10 protein-coding genes are annotated in these 15,347 nt (G+C 35.6%); 5 read left to right on the top strand and 5 right to left on the bottom strand.

Features of this window, described 5'->3' with window-relative positions; genetic code table 11:
• Positions 1 to 257: 257 nt before the first annotated feature.
• Positions 258 to 1,403 (bottom strand): tRNA epoxyqueuosine(34) reductase QueG, encoded by a 1,146-nt coding sequence (gene queG / locus C240_RS13890; protein WP_271497060.1) that lies wholly within the window; start codon positions 1,401 to 1,403, stop codon positions 258 to 260.
• Between the two features lie 285 nt (positions 1,404 to 1,688).
• On the opposite strand from queG, the gene C240_RS13885 reads away from it, so the two are divergent.
• A complete protein-coding gene (locus C240_RS13885) occupies positions 1,689 to 3,629 on the top strand; it encodes a MucBP domain-containing protein (protein WP_271497059.1) in 1,941 nt (646 codons plus the stop codon).
• Positions 3,630 to 3,698: 69 nt separating this feature from the next.
• Here C240_RS13885 and C240_RS13880 read toward each other — a convergent pair whose 3' ends face one another.
• The gene (locus C240_RS13880) at positions 3,699 to 4,757 is read right to left on the bottom strand and encodes a zinc-binding alcohol dehydrogenase family protein (protein ID WP_271497058.1); all 1,059 of its coding nucleotides are present in this window, start codon (positions 4,755 to 4,757) and stop codon (positions 3,699 to 3,701) included.
• Positions 4,758 to 5,129: 372 nt separating this feature from the next.
• On the bottom strand, positions 5,130 to 6,593 hold the full coding sequence (locus C240_RS13875; protein ID WP_271497057.1) for a MucBP domain-containing protein: 1,464 nt from the start codon (positions 6,591 to 6,593) through the stop codon (positions 5,130 to 5,132).
• 334 nt (positions 6,594 to 6,927) lie between these two features.
• Here C240_RS13875 and C240_RS13870 point away from each other — a divergent pair, with 334 nt between their 5' ends.
• Genes C240_RS13870 through C240_RS13860 form a run of 3 tightly spaced genes read left to right on the top strand, consistent with a single transcriptional unit; the run spans position 6,928 to position 11,098 of the window.
• Entirely contained in the window at positions 6,928 to 7,878 is a 951-nt protein-coding gene (locus C240_RS13870) for an AAA family ATPase (protein WP_271497056.1), read from the top strand.
• Complete coding sequence (locus C240_RS13865) at positions 7,878 to 8,936, top strand: DUF58 domain-containing protein (RefSeq protein ID WP_271497055.1); 1,059 nt, start codon at positions 7,878 to 7,880, stop codon at positions 8,934 to 8,936. The genes C240_RS13870 and C240_RS13865 overlap by 1 nt, the downstream gene beginning before the upstream one ends.
• Positions 8,933 to 11,098, top strand: a complete 2,166-nt coding sequence (locus C240_RS13860) for a transglutaminase-like domain-containing protein (protein ID WP_271497054.1) — start codon at positions 8,933 to 8,935, stop codon at positions 11,096 to 11,098. Before C240_RS13865 ends, C240_RS13860 begins: the two co-directional genes overlap by 4 nt.
• A gap of 208 nt (positions 11,099 to 11,306) precedes the next feature.
• Here the strand turns inward: C240_RS13860 and C240_RS13855 are convergent, their stop codons facing one another.
• Together C240_RS13855 and C240_RS13850 are read right to left on the bottom strand one after the other, a co-directional pair.
• Positions 11,307 to 12,371 (bottom strand): C45 family autoproteolytic acyltransferase/hydolase, encoded by a 1,065-nt coding sequence (locus C240_RS13855; protein ID WP_271497053.1) that lies wholly within the window; start codon positions 12,369 to 12,371, stop codon positions 11,307 to 11,309.
• Positions 12,372 to 12,398: 27 nt separating this feature from the next.
• Positions 12,399 to 14,039 carry a peptide ABC transporter substrate-binding protein gene (locus tag C240_RS13850; RefSeq protein ID WP_442896600.1) on the bottom strand — a complete coding sequence of 547 codons (1,641 nt, stop codon included), beginning with the start codon at positions 14,037 to 14,039 and terminating at the stop codon, positions 12,399 to 12,401.
• 181 nt (positions 14,040 to 14,220) lie between these two features.
• Between C240_RS13850 and C240_RS13845 the strand changes: the two genes are divergently transcribed.
• Positions 14,221 to 15,324 (top strand): NAD(P)/FAD-dependent oxidoreductase, encoded by a 1,104-nt coding sequence (locus tag C240_RS13845; RefSeq protein ID WP_271497051.1) that lies wholly within the window; start codon positions 14,221 to 14,223, stop codon positions 15,322 to 15,324.
• Positions 15,325 to 15,347: the final 23 nt, after the last annotated feature.

Below are 15,347 nucleotides of genomic sequence, written 5' to 3'. Positions count from 1 at the left end.
ATACTTACACTCAACAAACTGCATACTATAAAAAAAGTACTCCTTCACATTCTATTTAAATCTATGTACTAAAAAAACTAACAATTAGACTATAATCGAACATTCTCTTGTTGTCTATTCTTTTTATCATTAAAATCAATTATTAATTGTTTTTCAACTACACTTACTTTTAACTAAAAATGTGGGGAGCAAAAATACATCTAAATAAACGGCAAAATCAAAAGTAGCCTCTTCTGATTCGACCTCAAAGTCGTTCTCTATTTCTCTAACTGCTTGATTGCAGTCGTAATTTCTTCAATTACTTCCGATTCTGGTTCTTTTTCAAGTAACTCTTTTAAAACATCAATCCACTTGTCAGCTTCCTTATTCCCTAATCTACCGATTGCCCAAGCTGCGGTCCCGCGAATCACAGGGCGAACATCTTCTTTAGCACAAACTAAAATTTCTGGCAGCGCACTACGATCACCTAAATTCGCTAAAGCGATTAATGCATTTCTTTGCAGCGGTTTTTTCCCTCGCCACGAGCCTGAAAGATGTCCAAAAGTTTCTTTAAATTCTTTATTCGATATATTTAACATTGGCTTCAACTTAGGATAAACCGTATCAACTTCCGGTTCCATTTCTTGATGGAAATGGAAATCTTTCCCTCTATTATATGGGCACACCAACTGACAAATATCACAGCCGTATATAACATTATGCATTTTTTTTCGATATTCTTCCGGCATCATTTCTTTCGTTTGCGTTTGATAGGATAAGCATTTTTTTGCATTCATACGGCCATCACCTAACAGAGCCTTCGTCGGACAAGCTGTCACGCAGCGCATACAATCACCACAGCCAAAAGGAACTGGTTCGTCTACTTCAAAATCAATGTTTGTCACAATTTCACCCAAATAAACAAAAGAACCATATTCTTCCGTGATTAACAAGCCATTTCTACCAATAAAACCTAATCCTGCCCGTTGTGCAACAGCTACATCAACTAACTCTCCTGTATCTACTTGAGGAGCAAAACGCCACGCCTCAGACTCCTCCAAATTTTGTGCTTGAGTCTGGATAAAATCAATCAATTTAGCTAAACGGTCCCGTAAAACATCATGATAATCTATTCCCCATGAAGCTCTGGCAAACATACCTCTTTTTTCATCTCTAGGAACTTTTCCTGCGATCTTCGTTGGATAAGCTAGAGCAATTGAAATAATCGTTTTAGGATTTTCAAACGTCTTTTCTGGGTAAATCCGCTCTTCAATCACCTGATGTTCAAAACCTGAGTTAAACCCACGTTCTCTTTGTTCCTTTAAAGAATCTTCCAACTCATAAAAAGGTTCCGCAGAAGCAAAACCAATTTTATCAATTCCTAAACGTTTGCTTTTCGCGATGATTTTTTGCTTTAATGTCATGATTTATACTCCTTATTTAAAATACATATATCTGCAAAGCAACGAGTGAAAAGTTGCTACTTCCATTGTCTCTTTCATTATAAGCCACTATCTAAAATTTTGTTACCTTTTTATTTCTTTCATTCCCTCAACGTTTTTTTGAATTTAATTACAAAAAAAATTAATTTCATGTTAAATTTTTCACTTTTTTATTATATTTATTATTTTTTATGATAAAATATTGCTTAATACTGATTTTTTTCTTTTCCAACACACACTTTATTTTAATTTTATGGAGGTAAAATTTTGCAAACTAAAAACACTTTATGTACTAACAAGAAAAAGACACTTCATTCGATCATGCTTCTTGTTCTTTTAGCGCCAACTTTGCTCTCTTCTTCACTAGCTTTGGCAGAAGAGCCCGAGAGCGGGATAGACCAAACTAATACATCGCAAACAATAGGAACTGAAGAAACGTTAGAAGAAACACTTGATTCTTCAGATTCAACAGAAAGTTCTACTGCTGAAGAGATGCCCACAACAGTTAAAGAAGTTGAAACTGATACAAGCTCTGAATCTCAAGGAATTGCAGTAACTACTATGCAAGATGCTGTACCAATGGCTGCTGATGCTGATGCTGATGCTGATGTTGTAACAATACCAGATGCAGCTTTGAAACAAGAGATTGTCGCAACTTTAAATTTACCTGTTGGTAGTGAATTAACCAAAACAGATATGGAACGTTTAACCTCTCTTTATTTAAATAGCAGCAATTCTGCCCAAATTAGCAGTCTTTCCGGATTAGAGTATGCAACAAATTTAGCTACAATTTACATCAATACAGATAATAATGTGACTGACTTTAGTCCTTTAGAGCAACTTTCGTCTTTGACTTATGTTACTTTACAAACAGCCTCTTTAACTAGCGCCAATTTCCCTGACTTAACTAAAAGTGGCGGAATTACTAATCTTTCTTTAGGAAGTACCGATATTGATAATGATGTTTTACCGAAAATCGCTCAGCTAACTCAATTAAACCGTATTTATTTAGACTCAAACATGAAAATTACAACTATTGAGCCTTTGAAGAATTTACCTAATTTAACGTCATTGTCTGTCCAGTTTTGCGGAATTACAGACTTTACAGTAATCCCTGATTTTCCTGTATTAAATAATTTGGCCGCTTTTGGTCAAAACACAGGACGTTATGACGAACCGACAACAATTGGTCGTTCTTCTTTGGACTATGACATAGAACAACAAACCGTCTTTCTACCATTTTCAATGATGCCAAATCGAATGACAAATTTTGATGGTTACGTTCCGCCATTTAGTACATCGAATTCTCCTAGTAACACATATTTCGATTTTAACGGTCAACAATTGCCGTCAAATCGTTTGCAAATCACTGACGACGGCATCACTGTTCTAGGTGTGACTGAGGAAGAATTTAAAAATATTACTAGTTTTGAGTATAATGCTCGGTTGAATAATCCTGCCGGAACTTATGCACAACCTGACGGCTTCTCTTTTTACGCGATTTCATCTGGTACTTATTTACACCAATTTAATGTCCTTGATGATGGTCAACCTGTAACCGTTCAATACAAAGATATTGAAGGAACTGAACTATTACCTGCTGAAACTCTAACTGGTTTTGTTGGGAAAACATTTGATATTTCGACACCAGAAATCGTCGGTTATACGTTAAAAGAAACAATTGGGAATCCATCAGGTAGTTTCACAGATCAAGAGCAAACAGTCACTTTTATTTATGAAGAAGCTTCGATTATCAAAAAGAAAGGACAAGTCATCGCTCATTATGTAGATACCGATAATAATACAATTAAAGATGATTTTGTTTTAATTGATGCAATCGATGTACCTTTTAACCTTGAAAAACCAGAAATTGAAGGCTATACATTTAAAGAAGTTACTGGACCAACATCTGGGAAATTGACCGAAGAAGATCAAGAAGTAACTTATATCTATACAAAAAACAAAGCAGAAGAAAAAACAGATCCATCTAAAACAACAGAAACAACATCATCAACTAATAAAAGTACAGCCAACAATTCAACAAGCAATAGTAACGAAACCACTCAAAAAAATACAGCCGCTTCTAGTAAAAAAGCACTTCCCAATACGGGTGAAAAGGCAGCTTCAAGTTTGTTAGTCCTTGGAATCATTTTAGTTGTGGGAGCCTTTGCTTACTTTATCTTTAGAAAAAATAAACAAAAGAATTAATTAGACAAAAGAATTAATTAGACAAAAACACCTCAACTGCCAAATAGTTTGAGGTGTTTTCTCCATTTATTAAATATACTTAGTACTAATTTTTCCATTAAAATCTCCGCTAACTACTACTTTTCCACTTGTATGTCCGGTTTCAACAGTTGCAGTCGCTTTTTTCATATTATCAGCATTAATACCCTCGTTGTAGACTTTATTTAATGTAGAACCTAGTTTTCCTTGATCGCAAAGGTCAGCAATTAACTTTAAAATTTCGCCTTGGCTTTCCATTTTATAAGAGTAATCTGTTTTAGCAAACATGTACTCCCAATCAAAGCTGACTGATTTATTTTTCACACGATTAATGGGGATTTCTTGCTGAGTTTCTACAATTGTTCCAATGTGCCCAAATGGTCGAATCAACTCAGAAATTGGATCAAAATAAGGAACAATATCATGTAAAGCTGCTACATAATCAACTTGTTCAACACCTAAATTTTTCAAACTCCCCACGATATCTTGATGATAATCAATTGGATAATCTACGCCCATTTTTTTTAACCAATCAAAATTCTTTGGACTTGCAGTTGCATACACTTTTACACCCGCCCAATGAGCTAATTGATTTAAGATTGATCCGACCCCGCCAGCACCATTGATAACTAAAATTGATTGTCCAGTATTTCCATTTTCTTGTGGTATTAAGCCGAATTTTTCAAATAGTAATTCGTAGGCAGTTAATGCTGTTAAAGGTAGGGCAGCAGCGGTTTCTATACTTAGCTTTACAGGTGCCAAAGCAGCAATCCGTTCATCAACTAGTTGATATTCCTGATTACTTCCTGAGCGCTTGGTCGTTCCTGCATAGTAGACCGTATCGCCTATTTTAAATTTTTTAACTGCTGAACCTACTGAGACAACTTCTCCAACACCATCGAAACCAAGTACTCGTAGCACATTTTGCTTCTTTGATATTTGTCTAAGCTTAGTGTCGACTGGGTTCACGGAAACAGCTTTGACATGAACTAAAATGTCTTGCGGTTCTGGTATTGGCATTATTAATTCGTGATCGATAAAACTTGCTTGATCCTCTATCGGCAAACCTTCAAAAAATCCAACTGCTTTGTTTTGTTTTTGCTCTAACATAAATTCTGTCTCCTTAGTTGCATTCTTAGTCTAAGTATGAACGTTTTCACTAGAGTTTGAAACACATTTGCTCAGATTTTGGCGTATAAAAATATGACTGGGACATGTGTGGGACAAAACCAAAGAGTAGTTTTGCCCCATCACCCGAATAAACCGTGTGAAAAGTCAGATACTTCATTTCGATAATGAACGACACAAGACACAGAATGCATATTGTTTCCTTTAATGTTCTAAAAATTGAAGGCTTCGACAAATTCGTAAAACCCGCACAATGCAAAAAAACGCATTGTACGGGTTTTAGTCCAATTGTTCAAGTCTAAACGACTTTTGTCACAATCTCATTGAATTTATTAGAAGGTTCATTTTAATAATTTATTCTTTAATTTTTCTTTTTTTGAAGAATGCTAATGTAGCACCTGCTAAAGCCATAATACCGAACCCAGTCATCGCACTAGTTTGTTCACCAGTTTTTGGTAAGGTTGTTTTTGCAGGATCTAGTGGTTTTGCTTGATTATTGACACCAATTGTTGCTGGTTGATTCATGATCTGATTTGTCTCAAAGGTAAGTGGTAATGGTTCTGCTAACCCTGTTTTCTTATAAACCAATGTCACGTCATTTGTACCATCACCATATGTTCCAGCCAACGCAGATGTACTTGCCGCCATTGCAAAGGTCATTGGCTCAACACTGGTAGAAACATATTCATAACCTTCAACCACTGGCGGTTCAACAGTCCAAGCTTCTTTGTACAATCCAATTTTAGATGTAGTTGCTTGATCCACTATTAAATTACCATTCTCATCTACCGCTGATACAACAACCAATAAGTGTAAGTTATCCATCGCACTTCTTAGAGCATTAACTGCATTTTGAACTTCTTCATTTGTCAAAGCATTATCAAGGGCATTTAAAGCTTGTTCAAAAGCAACTTCAAAATTAGTTTTATCTTGCAGATATTCGCCTGGAACCATTGAACCGCTTAATTGACTTGCTTCAAGTAGAACATCTTTGAGCATGTCTGTACGAGCAAGACCCGTTCCACCATTAATCGCCTCCAAAATTGCATTTGTTGCTGCAACAATTTGGGCTTCATTAGCTAAAGCAACCGTACTATCAATTTCAATTCCATTCACGTAAAGCTCCATTAAAACAGCTTTTCCAGCTTCTAAAGCAGTATTTATTTGCTCTCTTCTTGCATTCACTGATGCTTCTGTATACTTATCGCCAAGAAACCCTTGACCAAAAATAATCTCAGTACCATCGTTAATCGCATTAATTAAATTCGTAACAAAGCTAAGTTCTGGCTTTTCTACACTTTTCAATTCTGTTAATTTTAAAGAGATATCTGCCATTGCAGCGTCTAATTGAGCATCTGTCATTTTGTCATCATTTACTGATGCTGTGGCTGCTTCAAGCGCATTTTTTAAAGGAGCTGTTGTTTCACCCCAATATGTGCCAGACTTAAGCGTTGCCCATGCGCTTGCAATTAAATCTTTAAGTGCTTGTTTTTTCTCTTCACTTGCCACAACTGTTGTTTTCTCTTTTGACTCTGATGTTGACGATCCTGTTTTTTCTTCTGAAGTTGCTGTTTCTTCAGTCTTGTCAGTTTCTTCGATAGTCACTTCTGTTGATTCTTCTTGTTTTGGCACTTCAGTTGCAGCTGAAGTATCTTCTTTTTCCTCACTCGGTATTGCCTCTTCAATCGTTTCTTCAGTAGTTTGAGCTACTGGTGTTTCACTTGTTTCTGTAGATACTGCTAATGCAGAGATAGGTGTTGCCAACACTTGTGTACTAATCAACGAAGCTAGTACAATACCTTTTAAAGATTTCTTCATTTTCCTTTTCCCTCTTTCATATTATTAGTTAGAATAGTAATCCTATCCTCTTTTCAGCTTAACATAATAACGTTTGATTAATTTCTCATTTATTTTATATATAATAAAATTATATGATAAACAACTTATATAAATACTGTTTCACAACATTATTCAATTTCCATATAACAAAAATGTTCTGAAAAATTTAAAAACATCTTTCTAAGACATAATAATATTTAATTTATAATTCAATTTTACTTAAAAATGCTGACTAATTTTCACAACTCCTTGCGTCAATCTAATGAAATCTATACAATAAAATAAAAACCGTTTTTTTATAGGAGGAGAAAAGATGCCTGCAACTGAACTAGCTTATCAAAAGGTTAATTTGCTAATGAATGAAATGGAGAAAGTTATTTTAGGTAAACGCGATGTTTTACAACTTACAGTTGCTGCATTTTTAGCAGGGGGACACGTTTTATTTGAAGATGTTCCTGGTGTTGGGAAAACTAAAATGGTAAAAACATTGGCTAAAGCAACTCATGGTCAATTCAATAGAATTCAATTCACACCTGATTTACTACCGAGTGATATTCTGGGTGTTTCTGTTTATAATACAGCTACGCAGCAATTTGAATTTCATCCAGGACCAATTTTTACAACAGTTTTGTTAGCAGATGAAATCAATCGTACCACTCCCAGAAGTCAAGCAGCATTACTAGAAGCAATGTCTGAAAAACACGTGACAATTGATAACCATACTTATCCTTTAGAGGAAAATTTTTTCGTGCTAGCAACTCAAAATCCACTAGAATATGAAGGAACCTATCCATTACCGGAAGCCCAGCTTGATCGTTTTTTATTTAAACTGCAGATTGGTTATCCAGAATTTTCAGACGAATTGAATTTGATGCTCCATCAAACTGGTCATGAATTAGATCATGTTCGACAGGTCTTGACTGCTTCTGAAATCAGCCAGTTGAAACAACAAGTCGAAGAAATTTATATTGACCCCAAAGTTGCGCAGTATGCCCTTCAGTTAGTTCATGCAACTCGTAATCATAATGGTATTGAGCTTGGTATTAGCCCACGTGGGTCAGTTTCATTCATTAAAGGTGCTAAAGCTTTTGCTTTAACAGAAGGACGCAACTTCGTTATCCCTAGTGATCTACAACAAATATTACCTGCTGTATTTGGTCATCGCCTATTATTAAAAAATGGATACACTTCATCAAAAGAACATTTACCAGAAATTTTGGAGCAGATTCTGAAACAAGTTCCTGTTCCAGTTAGGAAATCTTGATGAAATACTCTGGACTTAAAAATGGGCTTAAAATCTTCGTTATCTTACTATTCTATCTTTGTGTTTTTTTGTATTCAGTTATTTTTAATAATTCAGCAGGCTGGTCACTATTTTTCTTTTTAACCTTTCTATTGTTCTATCTCTTTTTAACGATGTTATCTTCATTAAAAAGAGTCCAGCTAAGTTGGACTCAAAATACTATTTATACTATGGGTTTACCAGATGACATTGAATTAAAGATGTGCAGCTCTCAGCCACTATTTTTCAAGATACCTCTATTAACATTGTTTTTTGTTCATAAAAAGCAAGACTTTGTACTATATGCTGGTAAATCAACAAGCGTTCACTTTAAATGGACACCTACTAAGAGAGGTGTTTTCCAACAATTACCACTTATTCTTACAAGCACAGACCCACTTAGAATCTTAACAAAACAGGCAAAACAAACAATCGCTGGTCCTTTTGTCGTTATGCCTATGCTGCAATTTTCTTTGGCCGAAGAAATTTATCAGCAGTTAATTGTATTGAACCCTGTTTTTGCTTCACCTTTTGGTTTTCAACATTTTTCTGTACACAGTTTACGGAAGTATCAAGTTGGAGATTCGTTAAAATTAATAGATTGGAAGCAATCCGGTAAAAAAAATGAACTAATCGTTAAAGAGTATGAACATGAAACTGAAACCGACCCCCATTTTATATTTTATGGTTTAGCTCATGACAAATTTGAAGAATCACTTTCCGTTTACTATTCTTTCACTCAATTGGCTGAGACTAAATTTACTTTTCAACAAACTATACTTGGAACTGTTCCCGATGAAACACCACAAGAACAGCTTATTGCTGCTGTCATGCCGTTAGAGAAGGAAGCTAGTTTACCCAATTTGTCAAAGAAGAAAGTAGTCGTTTTCTCTCCGACAGAATCTATTCATCTAAATGAACAACTCAATTATTTGAGGAAACATAATGATATCTTTTTAGTGACCTTTAAAGAAGACAGTCTTTATTTAGACTGGAAAGGGGCGTCCTTCCCCTTGGATACAGGAGGTCGATACTCATGAAAGAGAGGCTTAAACGAAAATGGTTCTTCAGCTTACTTAGTTTAATCATGTTAACTACCGTTGCGCTGGCTTTTACAACTGTTTACGAATTGGAACAAGTAAATGTTTTTTACTTTATTGGTATTTTAGCGCTGGTTTGTTTTACTCCTTTGCTCATTAAAAGTACGCTAATCCAATTGCCGTTTTATATTCTCATTTATTGTTTCGGATTATATTTGTACTTCCCGTTGCAACATTCTTTTGGAATTACATGGTATACACAGTTTATTCAGCAAGTTTTAGATATGTACTTGAAAATCCAAATCGGGGAAATCAATTACTTACCACCCATTTGCGCATTATCGATCATTCTATTTTTACTGATACTTTTAGCAATTTTGTTTGTTCAATACGAACATTGGTTATTAGGCTATTTATTGCTAGTGATCTATCTGCTAATGCTAGCAGTTTTTAATCGCCTAAATTTTAGTAATCACGTTCTTGCCTTAACTAGTGCAGCTGTTCTTTTTTACGCTGGGAAACAGGTACCAAATATCCTTAACAGTAAAAAAAGCTGGTTACTACTGTTCACAATACTTTTATTAACGTTATCCTTTAGTAGTTCATATTTAATTTTAAATGCATGGCCTCAATCAAAAACTTTTTTGTTTAATCAAACAGCTCCTATTCGCAACTATTTAAATAGACAAGGACTTTATCAAAAAATTGATCAATATGGATTCGAGGGTTATAGTAGGACAGGTTTTAGTGAAGACGACACTGAACTTGGCGGACCATTAGCCGACGACCAAACAATCCTTTTTACAGCCAAACAATCAAGTAAACATTACTGGCGTGTAGAAACAAAAACTTACTATAGTGGCAAAGGTTGGCAAAACACTGATAGGACAACCACACCTAATGTTACAGGAGAACCACTGGAAATCAATACTAATACAGATTTTAAAGGCACATTAAAAGAATCTTCTTTAATTACTTTAAGCTTTAAGCAGTCCAGTGATTTTTTACCATACCCTTATGGAAATAGTTCAATTCCATATAATGAAATCGGTCAAACTGAAGTAATCAACGAAAATAATCGGGTCGTTATGTCTGAACCTCCAGAAAGTATTCAGTTGACTTGGCAAGAACCTGATTTTTCTAAAGAATCATTGGCACTTGTACCTTATCAATTTTCTCAAGATCAAGAAGCTACTCAACTTCCGCCAGCACTATCAAGTAGAATACAAGACTTGGCTATTGAACTGACGAGTGGACAAGAAACGCTCTATGATAAAGTTAAGGCGATTGAAACATATCTAAAAACCGATGGTGGGTTCCGTTATTCAAAAGCTGATACACCTTATACACCAAAAGATGAGGAATATGTTGATTATTTCCTATTTGAATCAAAAGTAGGATATTGCGATAATTTCTCTAGTGCAATGACCGTTTTACTTCGTTCAATTGGGATTCCTAGTCGCTGGGCTAAAGGTTTTAGTTCTGGCGAGCTTACCAATGGGAGTCAGAATGATTACCAAGAATACACGATAAGAAATAGCAATGCTCACTCTTGGCCTGAAGTTTATTTTGAAGGGTATGGCTGGATACCTTTTGAGCCAACACCAGGTTTCATTAACTCTGTTGTTGCTGATATTAACACTAGTGATTCTTCGCAAGATAGTGATTCTACTTCGAGCTCAACTGTTGAATCAACCATACAAAAAGATACTCAAGAAAGTACCGTAGTTTCTACTAAAAGTACCGAGAATTCTGAAAAATTACTGGATAAAGAGACAACAAATCAGTTTGGAATGACTATTTTCCGCATCGCTGGTTGGGGAATTTCTATTATTTTACTAGTCGCCGGTGCTTATTTTCTGAAAAAGTACTTTTTCTTATTAAACTTCACGATTTATCGGAAAATTCAACCAAGAAACTTTATTGGCGCCTATGCTAAATTATTGCGAAAAGCAGAAAGAATACTGCAACGTCAGGCAAATGAACCTTTAAATCTTTATGCTAAACGACTTGAACAAGAGTATCCATTTTTTGATAGTAAATTTATTCATTTGACTGAAGCTTATGAGTATACTTTATATAGTGGTAAAAAAACAAATGTAGCAGATTACAACGGTTTATTAACATTTACAGCTCATCAGCTAACCGCAATAAAAAAATAACTATACTAAAAAGAGGTTGAGACAGAAGTGTTTAACTCCGAGAAATAAGAAGGAATTCACGGAAATTGCTCTTCAAATTTTTGTGAATTTCAGCTTATTTCCGAAGGAGTTGCTTCTGCTCCCACCGTTTATTGGGAAACTAAGAGCTTGAAACATAACTTTTTGAGTTATGTCCCAAGCTCTTTTTAGACTATTTCACTTAATTATCTTACTTTGCTAACCAACGATCAAAACGGTAAGTATGGAAAGGCTGCTCACAAGCATTACCAAAAGCTAAATGCATTTCACCTTTACCCAAATCAAAAACCATTGAAGCTAGCGATTTTGATAATGGATGTTCAGGTGATGGATGATTACAAACACTTTTAGGAAAATTACGATGATTCGCTAAAAATTGCTTACCTAATTCTGCATCAATAATGCCAACATTTTCATTCACAATTGCTTCCATTGCTTCAAAACGCGAATGGGATGTTTTAGAACCACCTTTTTCCGGTTCTTCTAAAGCAATGCTATTATGATTAGCATGAATCATCACATCCGCTGGCTCATGCTCGTAAATTTTATTTGGGAAACATTCAAAACTTGCAATCCCATCTTTGGCATGGGAAAGACTAAATTGATTAGGAACTGCATGCGGTATACTATACAAATAATCCCTAGCTTCTTTTAAACTCTTTTTATTCAGCAATTCTCTAATAATCCCAGCTGTCGGGAGTCCTTCTTGTCGTTGACCATTATCGATATACGTCCACATAACAGCTAAACCATAATTATTCATTCCCATATAAGCAGGAATTCCCGGATGACTGTAAATTAATGTTTCAAAATCAGTTTCTGAATCAACATGATGTACCACACAATCAACTTCAGAACGATATTCATCTAAGCGCTCATCATTTGTTTGACCACAAATAACTGTTCCATCAACAGTCGCATTGCCCTTCGCTGCAAAAGAGGTACACTTATCGCTAATTAATTCGTCAAAAAACGAGCGCTCATAAACAGTATACAAATAAAGAATTTCTTGGAAATCCAGACCACTACCTTGAGCTACGCCTTTCATTTCCTCAGCCACTTTCGGGGCAAATTCTTCCGTAAACTTTAAATAGTTTTGTGCTTTGTCCAACCATTTACTAGCAATCTCAGGCGGATCTTGATAAAAAAGTTTTTGGCTGGATAAATTGGTTTCAATCTGCATTTTTAATATTTCACCAATTTGAATGCCTCGTTCAAAGGCTGAACCTTCAACCTTGATATAGCGATGAATCATTGGAAAGCCTCCTTTTTTCTTAAATAATTATTCTTCAATAAAACTCCACTTAAAATCATATTCTGGTCCAGAGGGTAATATCCCTTTGACGTTTGGATTACGTAAATGAGCTTCGGCTTTTTGATAGATTGGAGCAACGCCCATTGTATTCATTATAATAGTTTCCGCTTCAAGTAAATCATCCCAACGCGCTTCAGGATTCCCTGCATTCGTAGTAGCAGAAGCTTTCATCGCAGCATCAAAATCTTTATTTGCGTATTTCCCACTGTTATTAATGTTGTCAGAAGTAAATAACTCTAAGAAAACACTTGGATCATTGTATTCTGCACCCCAACCTACTAAAATCAAATCAAAATCTCCTTGATTCCCTCGATCTAATCTTACAGAAAGCGGTACAGATGAAACTTCAACAGTAATACCCTTTAGCGTTTCTTGAATGGCACCTTGCATATACTCCACCACTTTTTTAGCTGAGTCTGCATCAGAAGAGAGTAAGTTAATTTTTAGGGAATCCGTGCCTAGTTCACTTTTGGCTTTGTCCCAATATTCTTGAGCTTGTTCCGGATTATATTTTAAATGATTACCCGAATCTTTTACAAAATCAGCGTTTGTATCGGGATTAAACGACATATTTTTCGGTACTAAACCTGTTGCTGCAATTGATCCATCACCTAAGACCTGTTTTACTAACGTCTCACGATCTAAAGCATAAGAAATCGCTTTGCGGAGATTTTCATTTTGAAATTCTTTTTTGCTTTGATTAAATTCAACATAAGTAGTATTTGACATTTCTTGTGAATAAAAAGCTGGATCATCCGCCATTTGCTGGGCAAGTTCGCCAGTAATCACAATATCATCTGTTTGCCCATCTTGAAATAAATTTAACGCTGTGGCATCTTCTTTTACAACATCTACATTGATTTTATCCATTGTTACATTTTCTTGATCCCAATATGTTTCATTTTTTAGGTAAGTCCATTTAGTATCTGTTCCGGCACCATCAAAATCACTTAATACAAAAGGCCCATTATACACCATATGCTCACTTGAACTTGCATATTTATCCCCACTTTCAGTGATTACTTTTTCATTTTGCGGGAAAAATGGCGGTAAGGATAGCAATGCATCCAAATAAGGAACAGGTGAAGCTAGTGTCACTTCTAATTCGTAATCACTTAATGCTTTAACACCTAGCTGATCTGCCGGTAATTGTCCATCCATAATAGCTGGGTAATTTTTTATTGACTCAAATAAATAAGCCACTTCGGAAGCAGTTTTTGGCTCTACTGTCCGTTGCCAACCATAAACGTAATCAGCCGCAACTACAGGATCACCATTTGACCACACAGCATCTTCTCTTAATTTAAATGTATAAGTCAAACCATCTTCACTAACTTGTGGATTTTCTTTCGCCCCTGCAGGCACTAATTTTCCATCCTTATCCGCACGAAAAAGCCCCTCACTAGTATTTTTCAAAACACCCCAGCCAACGACATCATTTGTGACAGATGCATCAATAGAGGGAATTTCCTGTTTAACTACAACTGAAAATTCCTGCCCTTTTTTTGTATTTTCTCCATTTGCTGTATCTGACTTCCCTTTGCCAGAATTGCAGCCACTAACCAGTATAAGACAACTAACAGCTGTCAAAAACCACCCTAACTTCATCGCTTTCATCCCGTAACCCCCTACATTTTTTGTTTAATATAACATTACTTATCATACCATAAAAAGAACCGTTTTTTTCATCAAAATCTCATTTTCCCTTTCATAGAAGAGCACTTGCATCCTAGATAAACTTATGTGAAAATGAATTACTTAATCCTAGACGGATAAAAGGAGCTTCAACATGAAAAAATTAGCCATTATCGGCGGTGGAATTATCGGATTAACGCTTGCTAATTATATCGATTTAACAAAATATCAGGTAACACTTTATGATAATCCCATTGGGCAAGCAACGAAAGCCAGCGCTGGAATCATATCTCCATGGTTATCAAAACGACGCAATAAAAAATGGTACCAATTAGCGAAAGACGGTGCCGCATTTTACCCGAAACTAATCCAAGACTTCGCCTTACCCAACGATGTTTATCAGCAAACAGGAACATTAATTCTGCGAAAAGACGGTGAGTTAGAACAATTAAAACAGTTAGCCGAAGAAAGAAAACAAGCAGCTCCTGAAATTGGCGACATTCAATTACTCGCTGCACAACAAGTATCTGAAAAACTTCCACTACTAAAAAAAGCACCAGCCCTTTTTATAACTGGTGGCGGGAAATTAGACGGAGCTAATTATTTAAAAACATTGCAGCAACGAGCTTTACAGAGAGATATTACTTTAAAAACTGGCTCAGTTCGATTAAGCAAAAGAAGTGACAAATGGCTTGTTAGCTTAGCTGAAAAAAACGAAAGCTTCGATATGATTGCTTTATGTTCAGGTGCCGGTTTACCAACTTTATTGGAAGACCTTGATTACAAAACTGATATTCGTCCGCAAAAAGGGCAGTTACTTGCATTTGAAACGCCTTTTAAAGAAAGCGGCAATTGGCCTGTAGCGATGCTGGATGGAGAAAGTGATTTGATTCCTTTTCAAAATGGGCAAATTTTAATCGGTGCGACTCATGAAAATGATGGTGGTTTTGATTTAACACCAACAGAATCAGCCTTTGCTCACTTAAAGGAGAAAACAGTACCGTTTCTTACTTCATCAACATTTTTTGAAGATTATTCAGCAAATTTCCGTGTTGGCACACGAGCATACACTTCAGATTTTGCTCCATTTTTCAATTGCTTACCAGATGACCAAACAGCTGTTGCAGCTAGTGGTTTAGGATCTTCTGGTTTAACAACCGGTCCTTATATTGGCTATCTGCTAGCTACTTATTTTAATGATAGCAAGACAGATTGGGAAGACTATCAAAAACCAATTGACACTTATTTATCAAAATAAAAGTAGAGGAAACCTTACGCTTA

This window comes from Enterococcus sp. 5H (genome assembly GCF_028128615.1).
GTDB lineage: Bacteria > Bacillota > Bacilli > Lactobacillales > Enterococcaceae > Enterococcus_L.
The sequence above is the reverse complement of the archived record's forward strand: the minus strand, read 5'-3'. Positions and strand labels throughout refer to the sequence as shown.